This is a genomic window from Janthinobacterium sp. SUN033 (assembly GCF_030397595.1).
Classification (GTDB): domain Bacteria; phylum Pseudomonadota; class Gammaproteobacteria; order Burkholderiales; family Burkholderiaceae_D; genus Janthinobacterium; species Janthinobacterium kumbetense.
This window is the reverse complement of record NZ_JAPQNV010000005.1, coordinates 320,502-335,473: the sequence shown is the minus strand read 5'-3', so window position 1 is coordinate 335,473 and position 14,972 is coordinate 320,502. Positions and strand designations below refer to the sequence as shown.

15 protein-coding genes are annotated in these 14,972 nt (G+C 61.5%); 3 read left to right on the top strand and 12 right to left on the bottom strand.

Annotated features, from left to right (window positions below):
- Positions 1–111: 111 nt before the first annotated feature.
- Positions 112–2,775, bottom strand: a complete 2,664-nt coding sequence (locus OX460_RS22080; RefSeq protein ID WP_289899939.1) for a TonB-dependent receptor — start codon at positions 2,773–2,775, stop codon at positions 112–114.
- Between the two features lie 388 nt (positions 2,776–3,163).
- On the opposite strand from OX460_RS22080, the gene OX460_RS22075 reads away from it, so the two are divergent.
- The gene (locus tag OX460_RS22075) at positions 3,164–3,904 is read left to right on the top strand and encodes a GntR family transcriptional regulator (protein ID WP_034781815.1); all 741 of its coding nucleotides are present in this window, start codon (positions 3,164–3,166) and stop codon (positions 3,902–3,904) included.
- A gap of 193 nt (positions 3,905–4,097) precedes the next feature.
- Here OX460_RS22075 and OX460_RS22070 read toward each other — a convergent pair whose 3' ends face one another.
- From OX460_RS22070 to rpsP, 10 genes are all read right to left on the bottom strand, one after another.
- Positions 4,098–5,558 (bottom strand): carbon-nitrogen hydrolase family protein, encoded by a 1,461-nt coding sequence (locus tag OX460_RS22070; RefSeq protein ID WP_289900084.1) that lies wholly within the window; start codon positions 5,556–5,558, stop codon positions 4,098–4,100.
- Positions 5,559–5,560: 2 nt separating this feature from the next.
- Positions 5,561–6,379, bottom strand: a complete 819-nt coding sequence (locus OX460_RS22065; RefSeq protein WP_289899938.1) for an AraC family transcriptional regulator — start codon at positions 6,377–6,379, stop codon at positions 5,561–5,563.
- Positions 6,380–6,457: 78 nt separating this feature from the next.
- Positions 6,458–6,907: a CBS domain-containing protein gene (locus OX460_RS22060; RefSeq protein ID WP_289899937.1), complete on the bottom strand. Its 450-nt coding sequence runs from the start codon at positions 6,905–6,907 to the stop codon at positions 6,458–6,460.
- Positions 6,908–6,988: 81 nt separating this feature from the next.
- On the bottom strand, positions 6,989–7,324 hold the full coding sequence (locus tag OX460_RS22055; RefSeq protein ID WP_029496213.1) for a DUF3579 domain-containing protein: 336 nt from the start codon (positions 7,322–7,324) through the stop codon (positions 6,989–6,991).
- Between the two features lie 225 nt (positions 7,325–7,549).
- Complete coding sequence (locus OX460_RS22050; protein ID WP_099665209.1) at positions 7,550–8,509, bottom strand: CobD/CbiB family protein; 960 nt, start codon at positions 8,507–8,509, stop codon at positions 7,550–7,552.
- 97 nt (positions 8,510–8,606) lie between these two features.
- Entirely contained in the window at positions 8,607–9,266 is a 660-nt protein-coding gene (locus OX460_RS22045; RefSeq protein ID WP_289899936.1) for a CoA pyrophosphatase, read from the bottom strand.
- Positions 9,267–9,344: 78 nt separating this feature from the next.
- A complete protein-coding gene (rplS, locus tag OX460_RS22040) occupies positions 9,345–9,728 on the bottom strand; it encodes a 50S ribosomal protein L19 (protein ID WP_035825414.1) in 384 nt (127 codons plus the stop codon).
- Between the two features lie 134 nt (positions 9,729–9,862).
- Complete coding sequence (gene trmD, locus OX460_RS22035) at positions 9,863–10,609, bottom strand: tRNA (guanosine(37)-N1)-methyltransferase TrmD (protein WP_099665211.1); 747 nt, start codon at positions 10,607–10,609, stop codon at positions 9,863–9,865.
- 50 nt (positions 10,610–10,659) lie between these two features.
- The gene (gene rimM / locus OX460_RS22030) at positions 10,660–11,217 is read right to left on the bottom strand and encodes a ribosome maturation factor RimM (protein ID WP_289899935.1); all 558 of its coding nucleotides are present in this window, start codon (positions 11,215–11,217) and stop codon (positions 10,660–10,662) included.
- Positions 11,218–11,230: 13 nt separating this feature from the next.
- On the bottom strand, positions 11,231–11,482 hold the full coding sequence (rpsP, locus tag OX460_RS22025; protein ID WP_010395524.1) for a 30S ribosomal protein S16: 252 nt from the start codon (positions 11,480–11,482) through the stop codon (positions 11,231–11,233).
- A gap of 288 nt (positions 11,483–11,770) precedes the next feature.
- On the opposite strand from rpsP, the gene OX460_RS22020 reads away from it, so the two are divergent.
- Positions 11,771–12,205, top strand: coding sequence for an NINE protein (locus OX460_RS22020; RefSeq protein ID WP_289899934.1), 435 nt, complete (start codon positions 11,771–11,773; stop codon positions 12,203–12,205).
- 135 nt (positions 12,206–12,340) lie between these two features.
- Positions 12,341–12,967 carry a glycine zipper 2TM domain-containing protein gene (locus OX460_RS22015; RefSeq protein WP_099665213.1) on the top strand — a complete coding sequence of 209 codons (627 nt, stop codon included), beginning with the start codon at positions 12,341–12,343 and terminating at the stop codon, positions 12,965–12,967.
- A 178-nt stretch (positions 12,968–13,145) separates the two neighbouring features.
- Here the strand turns inward: OX460_RS22015 and OX460_RS22010 are convergent, their stop codons facing one another.
- A complete protein-coding gene (locus OX460_RS22010; RefSeq protein WP_289899933.1) occupies positions 13,146–14,936 on the bottom strand; it encodes an acyl-CoA dehydrogenase in 1,791 nt (596 codons plus the stop codon).
- Between the last annotated feature and the right edge of the window lie 36 nt (positions 14,937–14,972).

Here is a 14,972-nt window from a genome sequence, read left to right as displayed (position 1 = left end):
GCCGCCCAGCCGGTGAGCGCAAAAAAAAAGCAAGCCCCTGAAGCAGGAACTTGCTTGAAAGACCGAGGAAGACCTGGCCTGACGCGGACGCATCAGGCCTGATCGTCTTGCTTACAGCTTGCCGCGCAAGCCCAGGTAGAAAGTACGGCCGTTGCTATAGAAAGCGCGTGGCTGTTCCTTGTTTTCGGCGTACATCTTGATGGTTTCATTGGTCAGGTTAAGCGCATCGAACGTGATCGTGAAGTGTTCGTTGATCTTGTAGTTGAGCGAACCTGCCAAAGTACTGCTGTCGTCGACGTGCTGGCTGGCGCCACGGTCCACGCCGGCCTTGTAAGCCGAGCGATAGTTGTAGGCCAGGCGCGCGCTAAAACCGTGGGCTTCGTAGAAAGCGGTCAGGTTATAGGTGTTTTTCGACGCGTTCACCAGTTCGCTGCCATCGTTCAACTTGCCATCGGCGTAGGTGTAGTTGGCCAGGACGCCGAAATCACCCAGCACCGGTTGCTGATAGCTCAACTCGACACCCTTGTTCTTGCCCTTGGTATTGAAAGACTCGGTAATTTGATACAGATTGTTCACACCGGCCTTGGAGTTGAAATAGGTCGCATTGACGTTACGCTGTGCCACGATCGAGTTCAAATCCATGTAGAAAATACCGGCCGACACCGCCGATTTCGGTGCGAAATACCACTCGGCACTGACTTCGGCATTATTCGAGCGCACCGGATTGAGATTCACATTCCCCTTGGTGCCGCTGATGGTATCGTCATTCAACGAAACTGCACCACCCAATGCGCTATAGTCGGGACGCGCAATGGTCTTTGCCAAGGCTGCGCGAACGACGATATCGCGGTTGACATCAAACTTGATGTTGGCGCTAGGCAGGAAATCATTGTAGCTGCGCTCGTAGGTGTTTTGCGAGTAATCGCCAAATGCCGTGGAGAGCGGGCCGCCGCTGGAGTTGACCGTCGACGATTGCTTGGTATGCACGGCACGTACGCCGAAGTTACCACTCCAGTTGTCGCCAGCGACATTGGCCATGCCGTACACGGCCTGGGTTTTCTCTTGCAGCTTGAACTCATCCCTCCAGTTCTGGCGTGCCGGGCGGTCCACGTTGCGGTTGCCTGGCACGGCACCCCAATTGGCCAGCGCCTGGCCATCGTACAGGAAGTAATTGTTTGGCACATTTCCACCCAGATTGTTACCATAATTGCCTGGGAACATGGTGCCATTCCAGACGGGACCTGGATTGATAAAACCTAACTTGCCAGGGCCGGCTTCATACGGGTGCTCGGCGCTACGTTTATGATCGGTGAAGCGTGCACCAAACTTGATGGAATCCCAGATGCCGCTCGACAGGCGCAATTCGCCATCGATCTGCGTGTAGAGTTCCTTGTCGACCGATTGCGATTCGCCGCCGCCGATCCAGCCGGTTCCCTGTGGCGAGGAAGTATTACCACCTGGATAGGAAACGGTCGCCGGGTTCATGCCGTTGAGTGCATACGCCATGCCGCCATTGACATTGTTTTGATAATAAACATCGTCGCGGTCGTAACCCACGCCGTGGGTCTTGCCCAGTTTCCCGGTAAAGGTCAGGTCCTTGCTCGCGCGGTACTTGAAATTGAAATCGAGATAGTACGTCTCGCCGCCGGCATCGGGACGGTAGGCATTGTCTACTTCGCCAGCATTGGAGGCGAACGTAGCGCCGACCAAGGTACCGTTCTTGACGGTGTAATTCGTCGGAACAAGGTTCGAACGATCCGCACGGACCGAATTGCCGGGCGCTGCCAGGAAATTGGTATTCTGGTTAGGCGCCTTCAACTGGGAGTAGAAGCCGTTAAAGTCCAGGGTCAAGTCTTTGTTGGGCTTGAATTCGACGTCAAACGCGCCGCCTTCACGCGTTTTCTTTTGGGTGAAATAGCTCGCGCCAATAAACGTAGGCACCCGCACGCCGGCCAAGGACGGATCGGCCTTGGCCGCCGCGCTATCCGCAGTGATGCTGGTGTAGCCCAGGATTTCCTGGCCATCGCGGCGTACCGACGTCTTTTGCGAGAATCCCTGCAGCATGACGCCCAGGGTATTGGTATCATTTTTCCAGTTCACCAGACCAGAAAATTGCGGTTCTGTTTTGCTGGACAGGTCGTTGTAGACAGCCTGAATCGAACCTTCGGCCGTGATCTGGTTCTTGAATTCCAACGGACGGCGCGTAATCACATCGATCGCACCGGACACGCCGCCTTCCACCAGATCAGCGGTGGCGCTCTTTTTCACCACTACCGAGCTCACCAGCTCGGACGGCAGCAAGGAGAAGCTGCTGCTGCGGCCCACGTTGCCGCCGAATTGATTCAAGACGAACCAGTCGCCCGTGCTGATGGCATGGCCGTTGAACAGGGTTTGCTGCAGGCTGGGGCTGGTGCCGCGCAGGCTGACGCGGTCGTTTTCGCCGAAGCCGCCTTCACCACCGGCCGACGATTGGGTATTCACACCTGGCAGGCGCTGGATCGCGTCAGCCACGTTACGGTCAGGCATCTTGCCGATATCTTCGGCCGTCACCACTTCCACCACGGAATCCGCATTGCGTTTTTGCTTCAGCGACTTTTCCAGCGAGGCACGCACGCCGGTCACGGTGACGGTCGTCACGTCGTCGGCGGGTGCTTCTTGCGCCTGCGCCGAAAAAGCCAGACCAGCGACCATCACGGCAACGGCCGCGGCGATCGGCGTACGGCTACGCGATCCGGATTTCACGACGGCAGCTGCAGGTGTCAAATTGCGTTTCATGTACTCCCCCTTGATTTAGGCTCCAGGATTGGAACCTTTTCATTTTTAACGTAGGTCTTCTTTCCAGCCCGCCCACTCACGCCGGCATGCTGCAGACCCTTCGGCACAACCACTTACAAAACCAATTCAACGCCAATATACTACTATCCAATACCAGAACACTACCAGTTGCAACTTTTTTTTTATAACGTTGTTTGAATCACACAGACCACTTTATCTAAATCAATCCGTAGCCCGTATGCGCGGCTTAAATACGGGGGAGGCCAGGCATAAATTGTTGGCCTGATAATTCAAATTGGTTTTATAACGGCCTTTTTTGGTATTATCCAGCGACACAAAACAGATACAGAGCGCGTCTGCAACGCGCCGTAACGGAGACCCTCAGCGTATGACAACCCTCGCTCACATCATGCAAGGCCTGGGGCAGACGAGTAGCCTGCCCCTGTACCAGCAACTGCAGCGCGCGCTGCGCGAAGCGATCGACAAGCGCATCCTCGGCCCCGAGGAAGCCTTGCCGGCCGAGCGCCAGCTGGCCAGCGACCTGTCCGTTTCGCGCATCACCGTGCGCAAGGCCATCGATGGCCTCGTCAACGAGGGCTTGCTGGTGCGGCGCCCCGGCTCGGGCAATTTCATCAATACGCGCATCGAGAAAAACTTCGCCAAACTGACCTCGTTTTCCGAGGACATGCGCGCGCGCGGACGCACGCCGCGCAGCGTGTGGCTCAAGCGCGCAGAAGGCACCGTCACGCCGGAAGAAGCCTTGCGCCTGCGGCTGTCGCCGGGCGCGCCCGTGTACCGCTTCCACCGCATCCGCTATGCGGACGAGGTGCCGATGTGCCTGGAGTACGCGACCATCGTCGCCAGCTGCCTGCCGAACCTCGACGCTGTCGATATCTCCATGTATGACGCGCTGGAACAGGCGGGCAACCGGCCCGTGCGCGCCTTGCAGCGCCTCAGCGCCTTGTTGTTGACGGGGGAGCAGGCCAGCCTGTTGCAGGCGGAGGAAGGCGACGCGGGCTTGTCGGTGGAAAGGCTGGGCTTTTTGCGCGATGGCCGCGCCGTGGAATTTTGCCGCTCCTACTTCCGCGGCGATATGTATGACTTCGTGGCTGAATTAAGTACCAATTAATACCGGATGCGCGAATTTCTCAATACCAAATAACACCACTTATTGCAGTGCAATATATATGCCGGCATCGTGCCTATAATATGCACGGTAATGGTGCAATTATCAACGGCGATTATGTGGCCGCCCGCGCAGAATATAAAAGAAGGCCGTGCAATACGGTTTTGCGCATTGCAACAAAACGTGGCGTTATGCGTCAGGCGGCGGGCGCGGCGCGGCGGCCCACGCCCAGCAGGATCACGCCCAGCGCCACGCACAGCCAGCCGAACAGCGGCCCCAGCCAACCGGCCCAGGTGGCCACGGGCCGCGCTGCCGGCAGCGGCGCCAGCAAGGTGCTGCCCGGCATGGCGCTGCTGGCCCGCTCCGCCAGCAACTTCCCATACGCATCGCTGACCGTCAGCACGCCCTCGCGCGCCGCGCGCAGCACCGCATAACCGTTTTCCACGCCGCGCACCGCGGTCATGCGCGCCCCCATCCAGGCATCGACCTGGAAATCCCAGGCCGGCACCAGCATCGTTTGCGCGCCGGCCACACCGTATGCCCGCCCCAGAGGCGCAAAATGCATGTCCTTGCAAATGGCCAGGCCCATGGCGAACCCCGCCACCGGCTGCACGGCATACGCGCTGCCAGCAAGAAACTCGCGCTCGGGCGGCGCCAGATGATGTTTTTGATAGCTGACAGGCGCGGCGCCATCGGGCGCGAACAGCCAGGCCAGGTTGCGCCGGCCGGCAGCGTCCTGCACGCCGATACCCAGGATAATCCACGCGCCCGTGCTGCGCGCCAGCGCCTGGAAACGCTGCCGCACGGCGTCCGCCTGCGCAGGGGCCAGCACGGCTATCTTTTCCGGCAACAGCACCAGCGTGGCGCCCTGCCCGGCCAGTTGCCCGACATGGCGCGCGTACTGGTCCCAGACGGCTTGCGCGCGCGCGGGCGGCGTGGCCGGGCCGATAAAGTCATCGATGGCCACCAGCCCCGCCAGCGGCCCGCCAGGCGCCGGCGCGCCAGACATTCCCTGCACGCGCCAGGCGCCGCCGGCGAACGCGGCCGCCAGCAGCAGCGCGGCCGCGCCCGCCGCTGGCGCATATGCGCGGCCGCCCGCCAGCAGCAAGGCCAGCGCGGATGGCGCCAGGCACAGCAAGAACAACAGGCCAGGCACGCCCGCCAGGGCCGCCACCTGCAGGATGGCAAGATTATCCGCCTGCGAATACGCGAGGCTGCCCCAGTTACCATCGGGCAGCAAGGCCGCCATCGCCGTATCGATGGCCACCCACAGCACGGGATAGGCCAGCACCGTCCAGCCGGAGCGGTAGCGCAGCACGAGACGCCGCGTGGCCAGCACCACCAGCAGCCACAGCAGTGCCTTGACGAACATCACGGCCAGCACGGCCGGCAAGGGCATGAGCAGGCGAAAATAGGCAACGTTCGATGACAGACCCAGCAAGGCGGCCAAAAACGTCATCCAGGCCGCATCGCGGCGCGACGAGCGCAGGGCCAGCCACAGCACGGGCAGCGGCGCGCACCAGGCCAGCCAGCCCAGCGGCTGCGGCCCCAGCACCCAGTACAGGGGCAGGCCCGCCGCCAGCGCGGCGACGGTTTGCAACAGGCGCTGGCGCAGCGCGGTGCCGCCGGCAGCCGGCGCAGACAAGGTCGGGAACATGGTCAAGCTTTCAAGGGAAGCCAGATTTCCACGCCGCCGCTGCCGCTGGCGGGATCGAAATGCTGGTCGTAGCGTTCAAAATCGGGCGCGTCGGCCACTTCCAGGCCGGACCGGGGCTGCCACTCGTTCCACACCGTGTGCCAGGTGGCGCGGATGGTGGAAATGTGACCGCGGTGATGAAACACGGCATAGCGCCGCGGGGCGATGCGCAGCCGCGTCCAGCCGTCGGGGGCCTGGGAAAAGTCGTTCACGGGCATGGCGCACAGGTAATCGAAATTGCCCGCATCGTCATTGTTGCAGCACACGCCATACACGAGCTGGCCGGGCGCCGCATGGGGCAGGAAACGCTGCCACAGGGCGGGGATGCCGGCAACCGTTTCTGCGCGATAACGTTCGACGAGGCCCGCCACCAGCAAGGCGGGGCCCTGCTCGAAACGGGGTGCTTCCAGCGCCACGCCAGGCGCCACATCCAGTTTGATGGCCTCCACCAGCGCGAGGTTGGCGACATGGCGCTGGGCCCGCACCATTTCCGGCGTGCGCTGGAACTGCTCGCGGAAGGCCCGCGTAAATGCCTCGTGGGAACTGTAGCCAGCCTGCAAGGCGACGGCGAGGATGTCTTGCGCGCCCTGCGCCAGCGCGCGCGCCGCCTCGCTGAGCCGGCGCGCCCGCACATAGCGCATCACGGAGTGGCCCGTGGCCAGGCCAAACGCGCGCGTCAGGTGACACGGCGAGGCGCCGCCCACGTGGGCGATGTCGCCGAGCGAGATATTCTCCGCATAATGCGATTCGATATACCAGAGTGCCTTGGCCAGATAGTGCATGGACGCTTCCCGTTGAACGAGCTGCGACTGTAGCATTTTCAGGTCACGAGGATTTGACTGAAATTGCGCAATGCGGGCTTATTTGCGCGTGAGCTTTTCGTAAACCAGCTGGCCGCTGCTGATGCGCGCCAGTTCGGCCATCTCCTGGGCCAGGAAGGCGAGCAGGTCGTCGATGCTGACGACGCCGGAAAGCGCGCCCAGGCTGTTGACCACAGGCAAGCGGCGGATGCCGTTGACGCGCATGCGTTCGATGATGTCGTAGACGTCTTCGTCTTCGCTGGCCGTGAGCAGTTGCGCGCTCATGATGTCGCCCACCAGCAGGCTGGCGGGGTCGAGGCCCAGGGCGATGACGGAAATGACGATGTCGCGGTCGGTGAGGATGCCGATGGGAACGCGCTCGCCGTTCGGCTGTTCGGCCACGATCAGGTCGCCCACGTGGTGCTGGCGCATCAGCAGCGCCGCATCTTGCACGCTGGTGTCACGCTGGCAATGGATGGTGTGCAGGGTACAGATGTCGCCGATGCGCATGTCGCCACTCCGTTTGAGGCAGAGTGTCCACGCTACGCCAGCCCACCGTGGCGGGCTTGAGGCAAATCAATGGAGCGGTACTTACTTTTCTTCGGGGGGCGGCAGGAAGCAGGCTTCGACGATTTGCAGGTCGTTATCCTTGGCAAATTCGCGCACGAAGTGAAACGCCATCGGCTCGATCTCGCGCAACTTCGTGTTGACGACCACCGACTTGACGCCGTTGACGACGGTCGGGCGCACGTAGGGCGAATACTGGAGGTGCGCATTGCGCCCGCCGCCTTCGGGATTGAAACAGGACATCACTCCGCAAAGGCGCTCGGCCCAATCGCTGGGTCGGAATTGCTTGCCATTGCTGGTGAGACCAAGGATGAAGAACTCGTCTGAGAGTTCCCCTGTTTTTTGAGATAACTCGGCCATGTGGCTTGTCGGGACTGGATTGCGTGAATGGCCCCGGCGGGTAAGCCGGGCTGGTAATTCAACTACGTTTGCTGCGGTAAGCCAGTATTATATCTTATAGAAGACTTGGGTTCTACCTCGATCTGCCCTGACGATGCAAACAGGGGCCGGCACGCGTAACGCGCCAGCCCCTATTTTAACCTTGTTCCACGCGCAAGGCGCATGGATGGCGCGTGTGCGCCCGCGTCAGCCGAGGAAAACGGCGCCCGACATCAACAGCAGCAACAGCATCCACAGCAGCAAGGCGCGCCAGACCAGGCCCACAGTGCTCTGCAAGGCGCGTGCGCCCGGCTCTTCGCCCGGCAGGATATCGCTTTCGCTGTCGCTGTCGTCGACGGCCATGTCCGGCGTGACGACCACGCGGGCCGCCGTTTCCGCCGGCGTGCCCAGGCGCACGCCCATGGCGCCGCCGCCGGCCGTCAGGATGATGCCGATGGCCTCGTCCTGCCAGCGCTGGGCGAAATTGCGCCAGGCGTAGATGGCATCCTCGAAATTGCCGACCACGGCAAACGCCACGGCCGTCAGGCGCACGGGAATCCAGTCGATCAGGTAAAAGGCGCGCGCGGCGAACTGGCCGAACGCTTCATTGCGCATGTGCTCGGGCTCGTTCCAGGCGCGCGCCAGGTATTCGGCCACGCGGTACATCACGGCGCAGGCAGGGCCCAGCGGCATGAGGAACCAGAAGAACACGCCAAACACATTGCGATGCGTGGTGATCAGGGCTTTTTCCACGGCGATGCGGGCGATTTCGCTCGCTTCCATGCCTACCGTGTCGAGCTTGGTCCACTCGGCCAGCAAGGTCCGCGCGGACGCCTCGTCGCCGGCGCTCAGGGCCAGCTGGATCGACGTGAAGTAATGGCTGTAATGGCGAAAACCCAGGGTCAGGTAGACGATGAGGACATTCCAGACGAAGGCCAGGGGGGTCAGCTGGTAATGCCGCAAGAGCCAGTACACGCCGGCCGTCGGCACCATCAGCACGCCGATCATGAGGAACCAGCCCATGCGGCCGTGGTTGGCGTGGCCGGCATTGAACCAGGTCTCCATGCGCATTGCCAGGCTCTTGATTTCGGCGTAGATCGGATTGTCCGCGCGCAAAGGTTTGAGCTGCTCGATCAGCAATGCGCAAAGTATGGAGAGAAATGTCATCAATGGTCCTTTTTGTCTTTTTCAGCAATACCGCAATGCCCGCTACGATAGCGCAGTGCAGTGCTGGAATCAAACTTATTACGTGCGGGGTGCCATTTTACGCGCGCAAGAGGTGAAACAGATTGCGCAGCATGCCGGCGGTGGCGCCCCAAATGTAGAAGCGCTCGTAGGGCATGGCGTAGAACGAGCGCCGTCCGCCGGGCAATTCCACGGACAGACGCTGGTGGTTGAGGCCATCCATGAGGAAGGCCAGCGGCACTTCAAAGATTTCCGCCACTTCCGACGGGTCGGCGCGCAGCTCGAACGGCGGCGTCACCAGGCCCACCACGGGCGTGACCTGGTAGCCGGTGCCCGTCAGGTAGTCGGGCAGGCAGCCCAGCACTTCAATGTGTTCGCGCGCCAGGCCCACTTCTTCTTCCGTTTCGCGCAGGGCCGTGGCCACGGGCGAACCGTCGAACGGTTCGCTGCGCCCGCCAGGAAAGCTGACCTGGCCCGCATGGCTGCTCAGGTGGTCCGTGCGCATGGTCAGCAAGATGGTCAAGCCCTGTGGCCGTTGCACCAGCGGAATGAGCACGGCGGCGCGCACGGGCACGGCGCGGACGGACAGGAAATCCTGGGTAATCTCGGGTTGCCAGTCGGGCTGTTCGGCCAGGCGCCGGCGCAGCCAGTCCGGCGTCAGGCGTTCGGCGTCCAGCGCCGCCTCGCCGGCGATCGAATCGATGGCGAGTTGTTTGGGATCAAATGCGACGGTGGCCATGGCAGCTTGCCTCAATAGCAATTCAGAATAAAAAAGGGGCGCCGAGAGGCACCCCTTTTCCCAACGCAGACGCTGATATTACGCGCTTGCTTTCGCCACAACGCGGCGATTTGGCAATTTTTCTTTGATACGCGCCGATTTACCCGAACGCTCACGCAGATAGTACAGCTTGGCGCGGCGAACATCACCACGGCGTTTCACTTCGATCGAAGCGATCAGCGGCGAGTACAGTTGGAACGTACGCTCAACGCCTTCGCCGGACGAGATCTTGCGAACGATGAAGTTCGAGTTCAGGCCACGGTTACGACGGGAGATAACGACGCCTTCGTAAGCCTGGGCGCGCTTGCGCGTGCCTTCGACTACGTTGACGCTGACGATAACGGTATCGCCTGGTGCGAAGTCAGGAATCGATTTACCCAGACGGGCGATCTCTTCTTGCTCTAATTGTTGAATCAAGTCCATTTTTATAACTCCGAAAACCATCATGCCGGCGCACTGTGGATAGCGTGCTATCCGCCCGGTAGAGGATGGGTATTACCAATTTGGGCAACATGCCCGGCACTGCAAAGCCACCCTGCTGGCCGTCCGAGAACGGTTTACAGGCTGGCCAGGAATTTTTCGTCGGTCTTGCTGAGCAAGCCGGCGGCGCGCGCACTGACCAGCAGGTCAGGCCGCTTTGTCGCGGTCGCTTCCAGCATGCGCTGGCGGCGCCACTTGACGATCTCGGCATGATTGCCACCCATCAAGACGGGCGGCACGGCCATGCCTTCATAGCTTTCCGGCCGCGTGTAGTGCGGCGAATCGAGCAAGCCATTGACGAAGCTGTCCTCGATGGCCGATGCCTCGGTGTTCAAGACACCCGGCAACAGGCGGATCACCGCATCCATCAGCGCCATGGCGGGCAGCTCGCCGCCCGACAGGACGAAGTCGCCGACGCTGATTTCTTCGTCGACGCAACGGTCCAGCAAACGCTGGTCCACGGCTTCATAGCGGCCGCACAGGATCACCAAACCAGGTTCGGCTTTCAACTGCGTGACGCGCTCGTGCGTCAGCGGACGGCCTTGCGGCGACATGAACACCACGCGGGGCGCCGCCAGGCCGAGATCGGTCTGACGTTGCTTCGCGGCATTAATTGTCGCTTCGAGGGGGCGGGCCATCATGACCATGCCGGGGCCGCCGCCATACGGGCGGTCATCCACGGTACGGTGATTGTCGGTGGTGAAATCGCGGGGATTCCACAGCGACAAGCCACACTTCCCCTGCTCGAAGGCGCGCCGGGTCACACCCGACTGCGTCAGCGCGGCAAACATTTCCGGGAACAGGGTCACGACATCAAATTGCATCGTTCACCATCCTGCAAAGTTTGCCCGGCGCAAAGTTAAGCGCAGGCGGTTTAATAATCGAGGCCCCAGTCGACCGTGATCTTGCTGGCAGCCTTGTCAACGCTAATGACAAACTGGCCAACAAACGGGATCAGGCGCTCAGGCGCCTTTTCAACGGTCTCATCGGCAGTGGCGACGGGCGTAACGCGCAAGATCGACTGCGGACCATTGCTCATCATGTCGTGCACTGTGCCGAGGCACTCGCCTTGCAAATTCTCGACTGTCAGTCCGATCAGATCGGACCAATAAAATTCATCGGCCGACAGCGTCGGGAAATGGCTACGCGGAATTTGCACAGAGACGCCTTTCAGCGCTTCTGCGGCATCCCGCCCGACCACACCCACCAGCTGGGCCACGACGTCGCCGCCGTGTAACTTCGCTTGCCTGACTTGAACATCATGCAAGGTCGGTTTATCAAACCACCAGGTTTTGACGCTTAATAATGCATCCGCGTCGTCGGAGAAAGGAGTGATCCTGACCCCGCCAGCAATGCCATAAGCACCGGAGACATAGCCTACCTGTACCAGGTCATCGGGGACTTTCACCCCGGATGCAGTCTTGACCGTCAAACCAGTGATCTAATTAAGCTGCTGCTTTGTTGTTGCTAGCTACCAGGCGAGCAACGGTTGGCGACAATTGTGCGCCAACGCCTTGCCAGTAGGCCAGACGGTCTGCGGTGATACGCAGTGGAACTTCGCCACCTTGCGCCATCGGGTTGTAAAAACCGATACGCTCAATGAAGCGACCATCGCGGCGATTGCGCGAGTCAGTAGCGACGATGTTGAAGAACGGGCGCTTCTTGGCGCCTCCACGAGCTAAACGAATAACGACCATAATATTTCCAAAAAGTGTGCTGAGGCGGAAAAAGCCGCAAATTATAGCGCGCTTTACCGCCAGGCAGCAAGCGTTATGATGACGGGCGTGTAATTTGGGCTAATCAAACATTATGACCAGTCATGGCCGAAGACGCAATAGGCGCGTGCGTCTATCGTGCCTGCCATGCCACGTCCAGGCGTTGATATTGCACGACAGCATCGCCTGAACGCTGCCTGAAAGTGCTATCGTTGCAGCAAGCAATGACCGATACTGGCAATCTTTACCGATGAGCAACTCTGGAGTCCCATGACCACCGCTACCATTTTGCAACAGTCGCACAAGAACAAGGCCTTCACGACACTGCTGGCCTTCCTGCTGGGCATGCTGGGCGCCCACCGCTTCTACCTGCACGGCGCCAAGGACCGCTGGGGCTGGCTGCACCTGGCCGCCCTGCCCGCCTCGCTGCTGCTGCGCCAACTGTTTCCCGAAGCGGACTGGTTTTACCAGATATTGCCGCTGACCCTGTCCGCCCTGGGCGGCTTCCTGGAAGCGCTGGTTCTGGGTCTGATGCCGGACGACAAGTGGGACGCGCGCTACAACGCCACCTCCAGCCGCCAGTCGGACACGGGCTGGCCCCTGGCCGTGGTACTGGTCGCTACCTTGATGCTAGGCGCAGGCGTGCTGATCGCCACCATGGCGCGCCTGTTCGACTTGCTGTATACAGGCGGCGCCTACGGTTAATTTCCACCCGGAAATAGCATCGGATCGCACCTGCCGCACGCACATGTAAGTGTTGGTAAGCAATCATGATTTTCCTCTATACTGCATTCACAATGCCGACATTACTGGCACATTCAACACCCCTAGGAGAAGATCATGATTCGTCGCCCACTCATCCTCGCAGTCGCCGTCACGGCCCTGTTCAGCACCTCCGCCTTCGCGCAAAACCTGTCGCCGAAAGCGCAATACGCGTACGACACCAAGCAAGCCAACACGCGCTATGCGGACGACAAGAAACTGTGCGCAGAAGAAACCAGCTCGAAAGCCCGCATGCAATGCCTGCGCGACGCCAAGGGCGAATACGACCAGGCCATCATCAACGCCAAGGCCGCGCAAAAGGCGGGCAATTCGTATGCGGGCCAGAACAGCAAACCAGCCCAGCAACAGATCTGCGCCGAGTGCGGCAAGGTGCTGGCAGTCAACGTCGCTGAAAAAGCGGGCGAAGGCGGCGCGCTGGGCATGATCGGCGGCGGCGTGGCCGGCGCCCTGCTGGGCCGCCAGGTCGGTGGCGGACGCGGCAAGGACCTGGCCACCCTGGCCGGCGCCGCCGGCGGCGCTTTCGCGGGCAAGCAAGTCGAAGGCCACATGAAAAACAGCAAGGTGTGGACCGTTACCGTGCAGTACGAAACGGGCGCCAAGGCCGATTTCGCGTTTGACCAGGACCCTGGCCTGGCCGCTGGCGACCTGGTGCGCAATTCCGGCAACGGCATTGCCCGACGTTAAGAACGCAGAGAAAGCGCCCATGGCGGCGTTGCCTTGTCTTGCCGCACTAGCGTGCTGTCTGCGACAAGGCGCCTTGCCCTGAGCGCTTTCTCAGGCGTTCTTAATATAGAAAAAGCGCTGGAGAGTGATCTCCAGCGCTTTTTTGCATTCAGCCAGCTTGCGCCGGCCAAGTTTCAACTTAAAACTGCTCTTCCGACAAGGCCATCACGCCGGCGCTGCCGTCGATGATGGTGGCGCGCAAGCCTGGCGCTTGCGACAGGATGTGGTCGGCAAAGAAGCGCGCCGTGGCGATTTTTGCCTTGTAGAACGAAGCGTCACCGCTGCCTTCACCCAACTTTTGCTGCGCCACCACGGCCGCACGGGCCATTTGCCAGCCGCCCAGCACGATGCCGGCCAGTTTCAAATAGGGCACGCTGCCCGCGAACACGGCCTTGATATCCGTCTTCATGTTCGCCACCACATACTCGACTACCGCTTCGAGGGCCGCGCTGCCTTCGGCCAGGTGGCGCTGCATGGCCTGGAAGTCGGCGCCGGACAGTTCGCCCAGTTGGGCTTCCGTGGCGCGCACCTGGGCGATGATGGCTTTCGCCACGGCGCCGCCGTCGCGCACCGTCTTGCGGCCCACGAGGTCGTTCGCCTGGATGGCCGTCGTGCCTTCGTAGATGGTGAGAATCTTGGCGTCGCGGTAATGCTGGGCGGCGCCTGTTTCTTCGATGAAACCCATGCCGCCATGCACTTGCACGCCGTCGCGCGTGACGTCCTGCGACATTTCCGTGGCCCAACCCTTGATGACGGGCACCAGGTATTCATACGTCGCCAGGCTTTCCGCGCGCACTTCCGCGTCCGGATGGTGGTGCGCCACGTCGCTGATGGCCGCGCCCACGTAGGCCAGCGCGCGCGCCGCCTCCGTTTGCGAGCGCATCGACATCAGCATGCGGCGCACGTCCGGGTGGTGGATGATGGAGACGGGGCCAGGCGAACCGGCCAGGTCGCGCGACTGCACGCGGTCCTTGGCGAACGCCACGGCTTGCTGGTAGGCGCGCTCGGCCAGGCCGATGCCTTGCAAGCCCACGCCGAAGCGGGCCGCGTTCATCATGATGAACATGTATTCGAGGCCGCGGTTTTCCTCGCCCACCAGGGTGCCGATGGCGCCGCCGTGGTCGCCGAACTGCAATACCGCCGTCGGGCTGGCCTTGATGCCCAGCTTGTGTTCGATCGACACGCAATGGGCGTCGTTGCGCGCGCCCAGGCTGCCATCGGCGTTGACGAGGAATTTCGGCACGATGAACAGCGAAATGCCTTTCACGCCGGCGGGCGCGTCCGGCGTGCGGGCCAGCACCAGGTGGACGATGTTTTCCGCCATGTCGTGTTCGCCGTACGTGATGAAAATCTTCGTGCCGAAGACTTTATACGTGCCATCGTCCTGCGGCACGGCGCGCGTGCGCACGGCGGCCAGGTCGGACCCCGCTTGCGGCTCCGTCAGGTTCATCGTGCCCGTCCACTTGCCCGACACCAAGTTTTCCAGATACACCGCCTTTTGCTCGTCGCTGCCGGCCGTCAGCAGCGCTTCGATGGCGCCGTCCGACAGCAGGGCCACCAGGGCGAACGAGATGCTGGCCGAGTTGAGCATTTCGATGCACGGCGTGGCCAGCAGCTTGGGCAAGCCCTGGCCGCCGAATTCCGTCGGATGCTGCACGCCCTGCCAGCCCGCTTCGCCATACGCCTTGAACGCTTCCTTGAAGCCTTTCGACGTCGTGACTTGCCCGTCGTGCCAGAAACTCGGTTCCTTGTCGCTGGGGCCGTTCAAGGGGGCCACCACGCCGCCGCAGAACTTGGCGTTCTCTTCCAGCACGGCTTCGGCCGTGTCGGGCGTGGCGTCTTCGCAGCCGGGCAAGGTGTGGATTTCGGCCAGGCCGGCCAGTTCGTTCATCACGAACAACATGTCTTTCAGCGGGGCTTGATAGCTCATCTTCTTTTCTCCAAGAAAAAAGCCACGCGCGGCTCG

What these genes read in the sequence shown, in the direction of transcription:
- OX460_RS22060 (WP_289899937.1), bottom strand. Translation starts at nt 6,907, where the DNA reads ATGCGCATCGGCGACATCTGTACCCTGCACACCATCCATTGCCAGCGT.
- OX460_RS22010 (WP_289899933.1), bottom strand. Translation starts at nt 14,936, where the DNA reads ATGAGCTATCAAGCCCCGCTGAAAGACATGTTGTTCGTGATGAACGAA.
- rpsP (WP_010395524.1), bottom strand. Translation starts at nt 11,482, where the DNA reads ATGGTCGTTATTCGTTTAGCTCGTGGAGGCGCCAAGAAGCGCCCGTTC.
- trmD (WP_099665211.1), bottom strand. Translation starts at nt 10,609, where the DNA reads ATGCAATTTGATGTCGTGACCCTGTTCCCGGAAATGTTTGCCGCGCTG.
- OX460_RS22050 (WP_099665209.1), bottom strand. Translation starts at nt 8,509, where the DNA reads ATGACATTTCTCTCCATACTTTGCGCATTGCTGATCGAGCAGCTCAAA.
- OX460_RS22070 (WP_289900084.1), bottom strand. Translation starts at nt 5,558, where the DNA reads ATGTTCCCGACCTTGTCTGCGCCGGCTGCCGGCGGCACCGCGCTGCGC.
- OX460_RS22080 (WP_289899939.1), bottom strand. Translation starts at nt 2,775, where the DNA reads ATGAAACGCAATTTGACACCTGCAGCTGCCGTCGTGAAATCCGGATCG.
- OX460_RS22015 (WP_099665213.1), top strand. Translation starts at nt 12,341, where the DNA reads ATGATTCGTCGCCCACTCATCCTCGCAGTCGCCGTCACGGCCCTGTTC.
- OX460_RS22065 (WP_289899938.1), bottom strand. Translation starts at nt 6,379, where the DNA reads ATGCACTATCTGGCCAAGGCACTCTGGTATATCGAATCGCATTATGCG.
- OX460_RS22055 (WP_029496213.1), bottom strand. Translation starts at nt 7,324, where the DNA reads ATGGCCGAGTTATCTCAAAAAACAGGGGAACTCTCAGACGAGTTCTTC.
- rplS (WP_035825414.1), bottom strand. Translation starts at nt 9,728, where the DNA reads ATGGACTTGATTCAACAATTAGAGCAAGAAGAGATCGCCCGTCTGGGT.
- OX460_RS22075 (WP_034781815.1), top strand. Translation starts at nt 3,164, where the DNA reads ATGACAACCCTCGCTCACATCATGCAAGGCCTGGGGCAGACGAGTAGC.
- OX460_RS22020 (WP_289899934.1), top strand. Translation starts at nt 11,771, where the DNA reads ATGACCACCGCTACCATTTTGCAACAGTCGCACAAGAACAAGGCCTTC.
- OX460_RS22045 (WP_289899936.1), bottom strand. Translation starts at nt 9,266, where the DNA reads ATGGCCACCGTCGCATTTGATCCCAAACAACTCGCCATCGATTCGATC.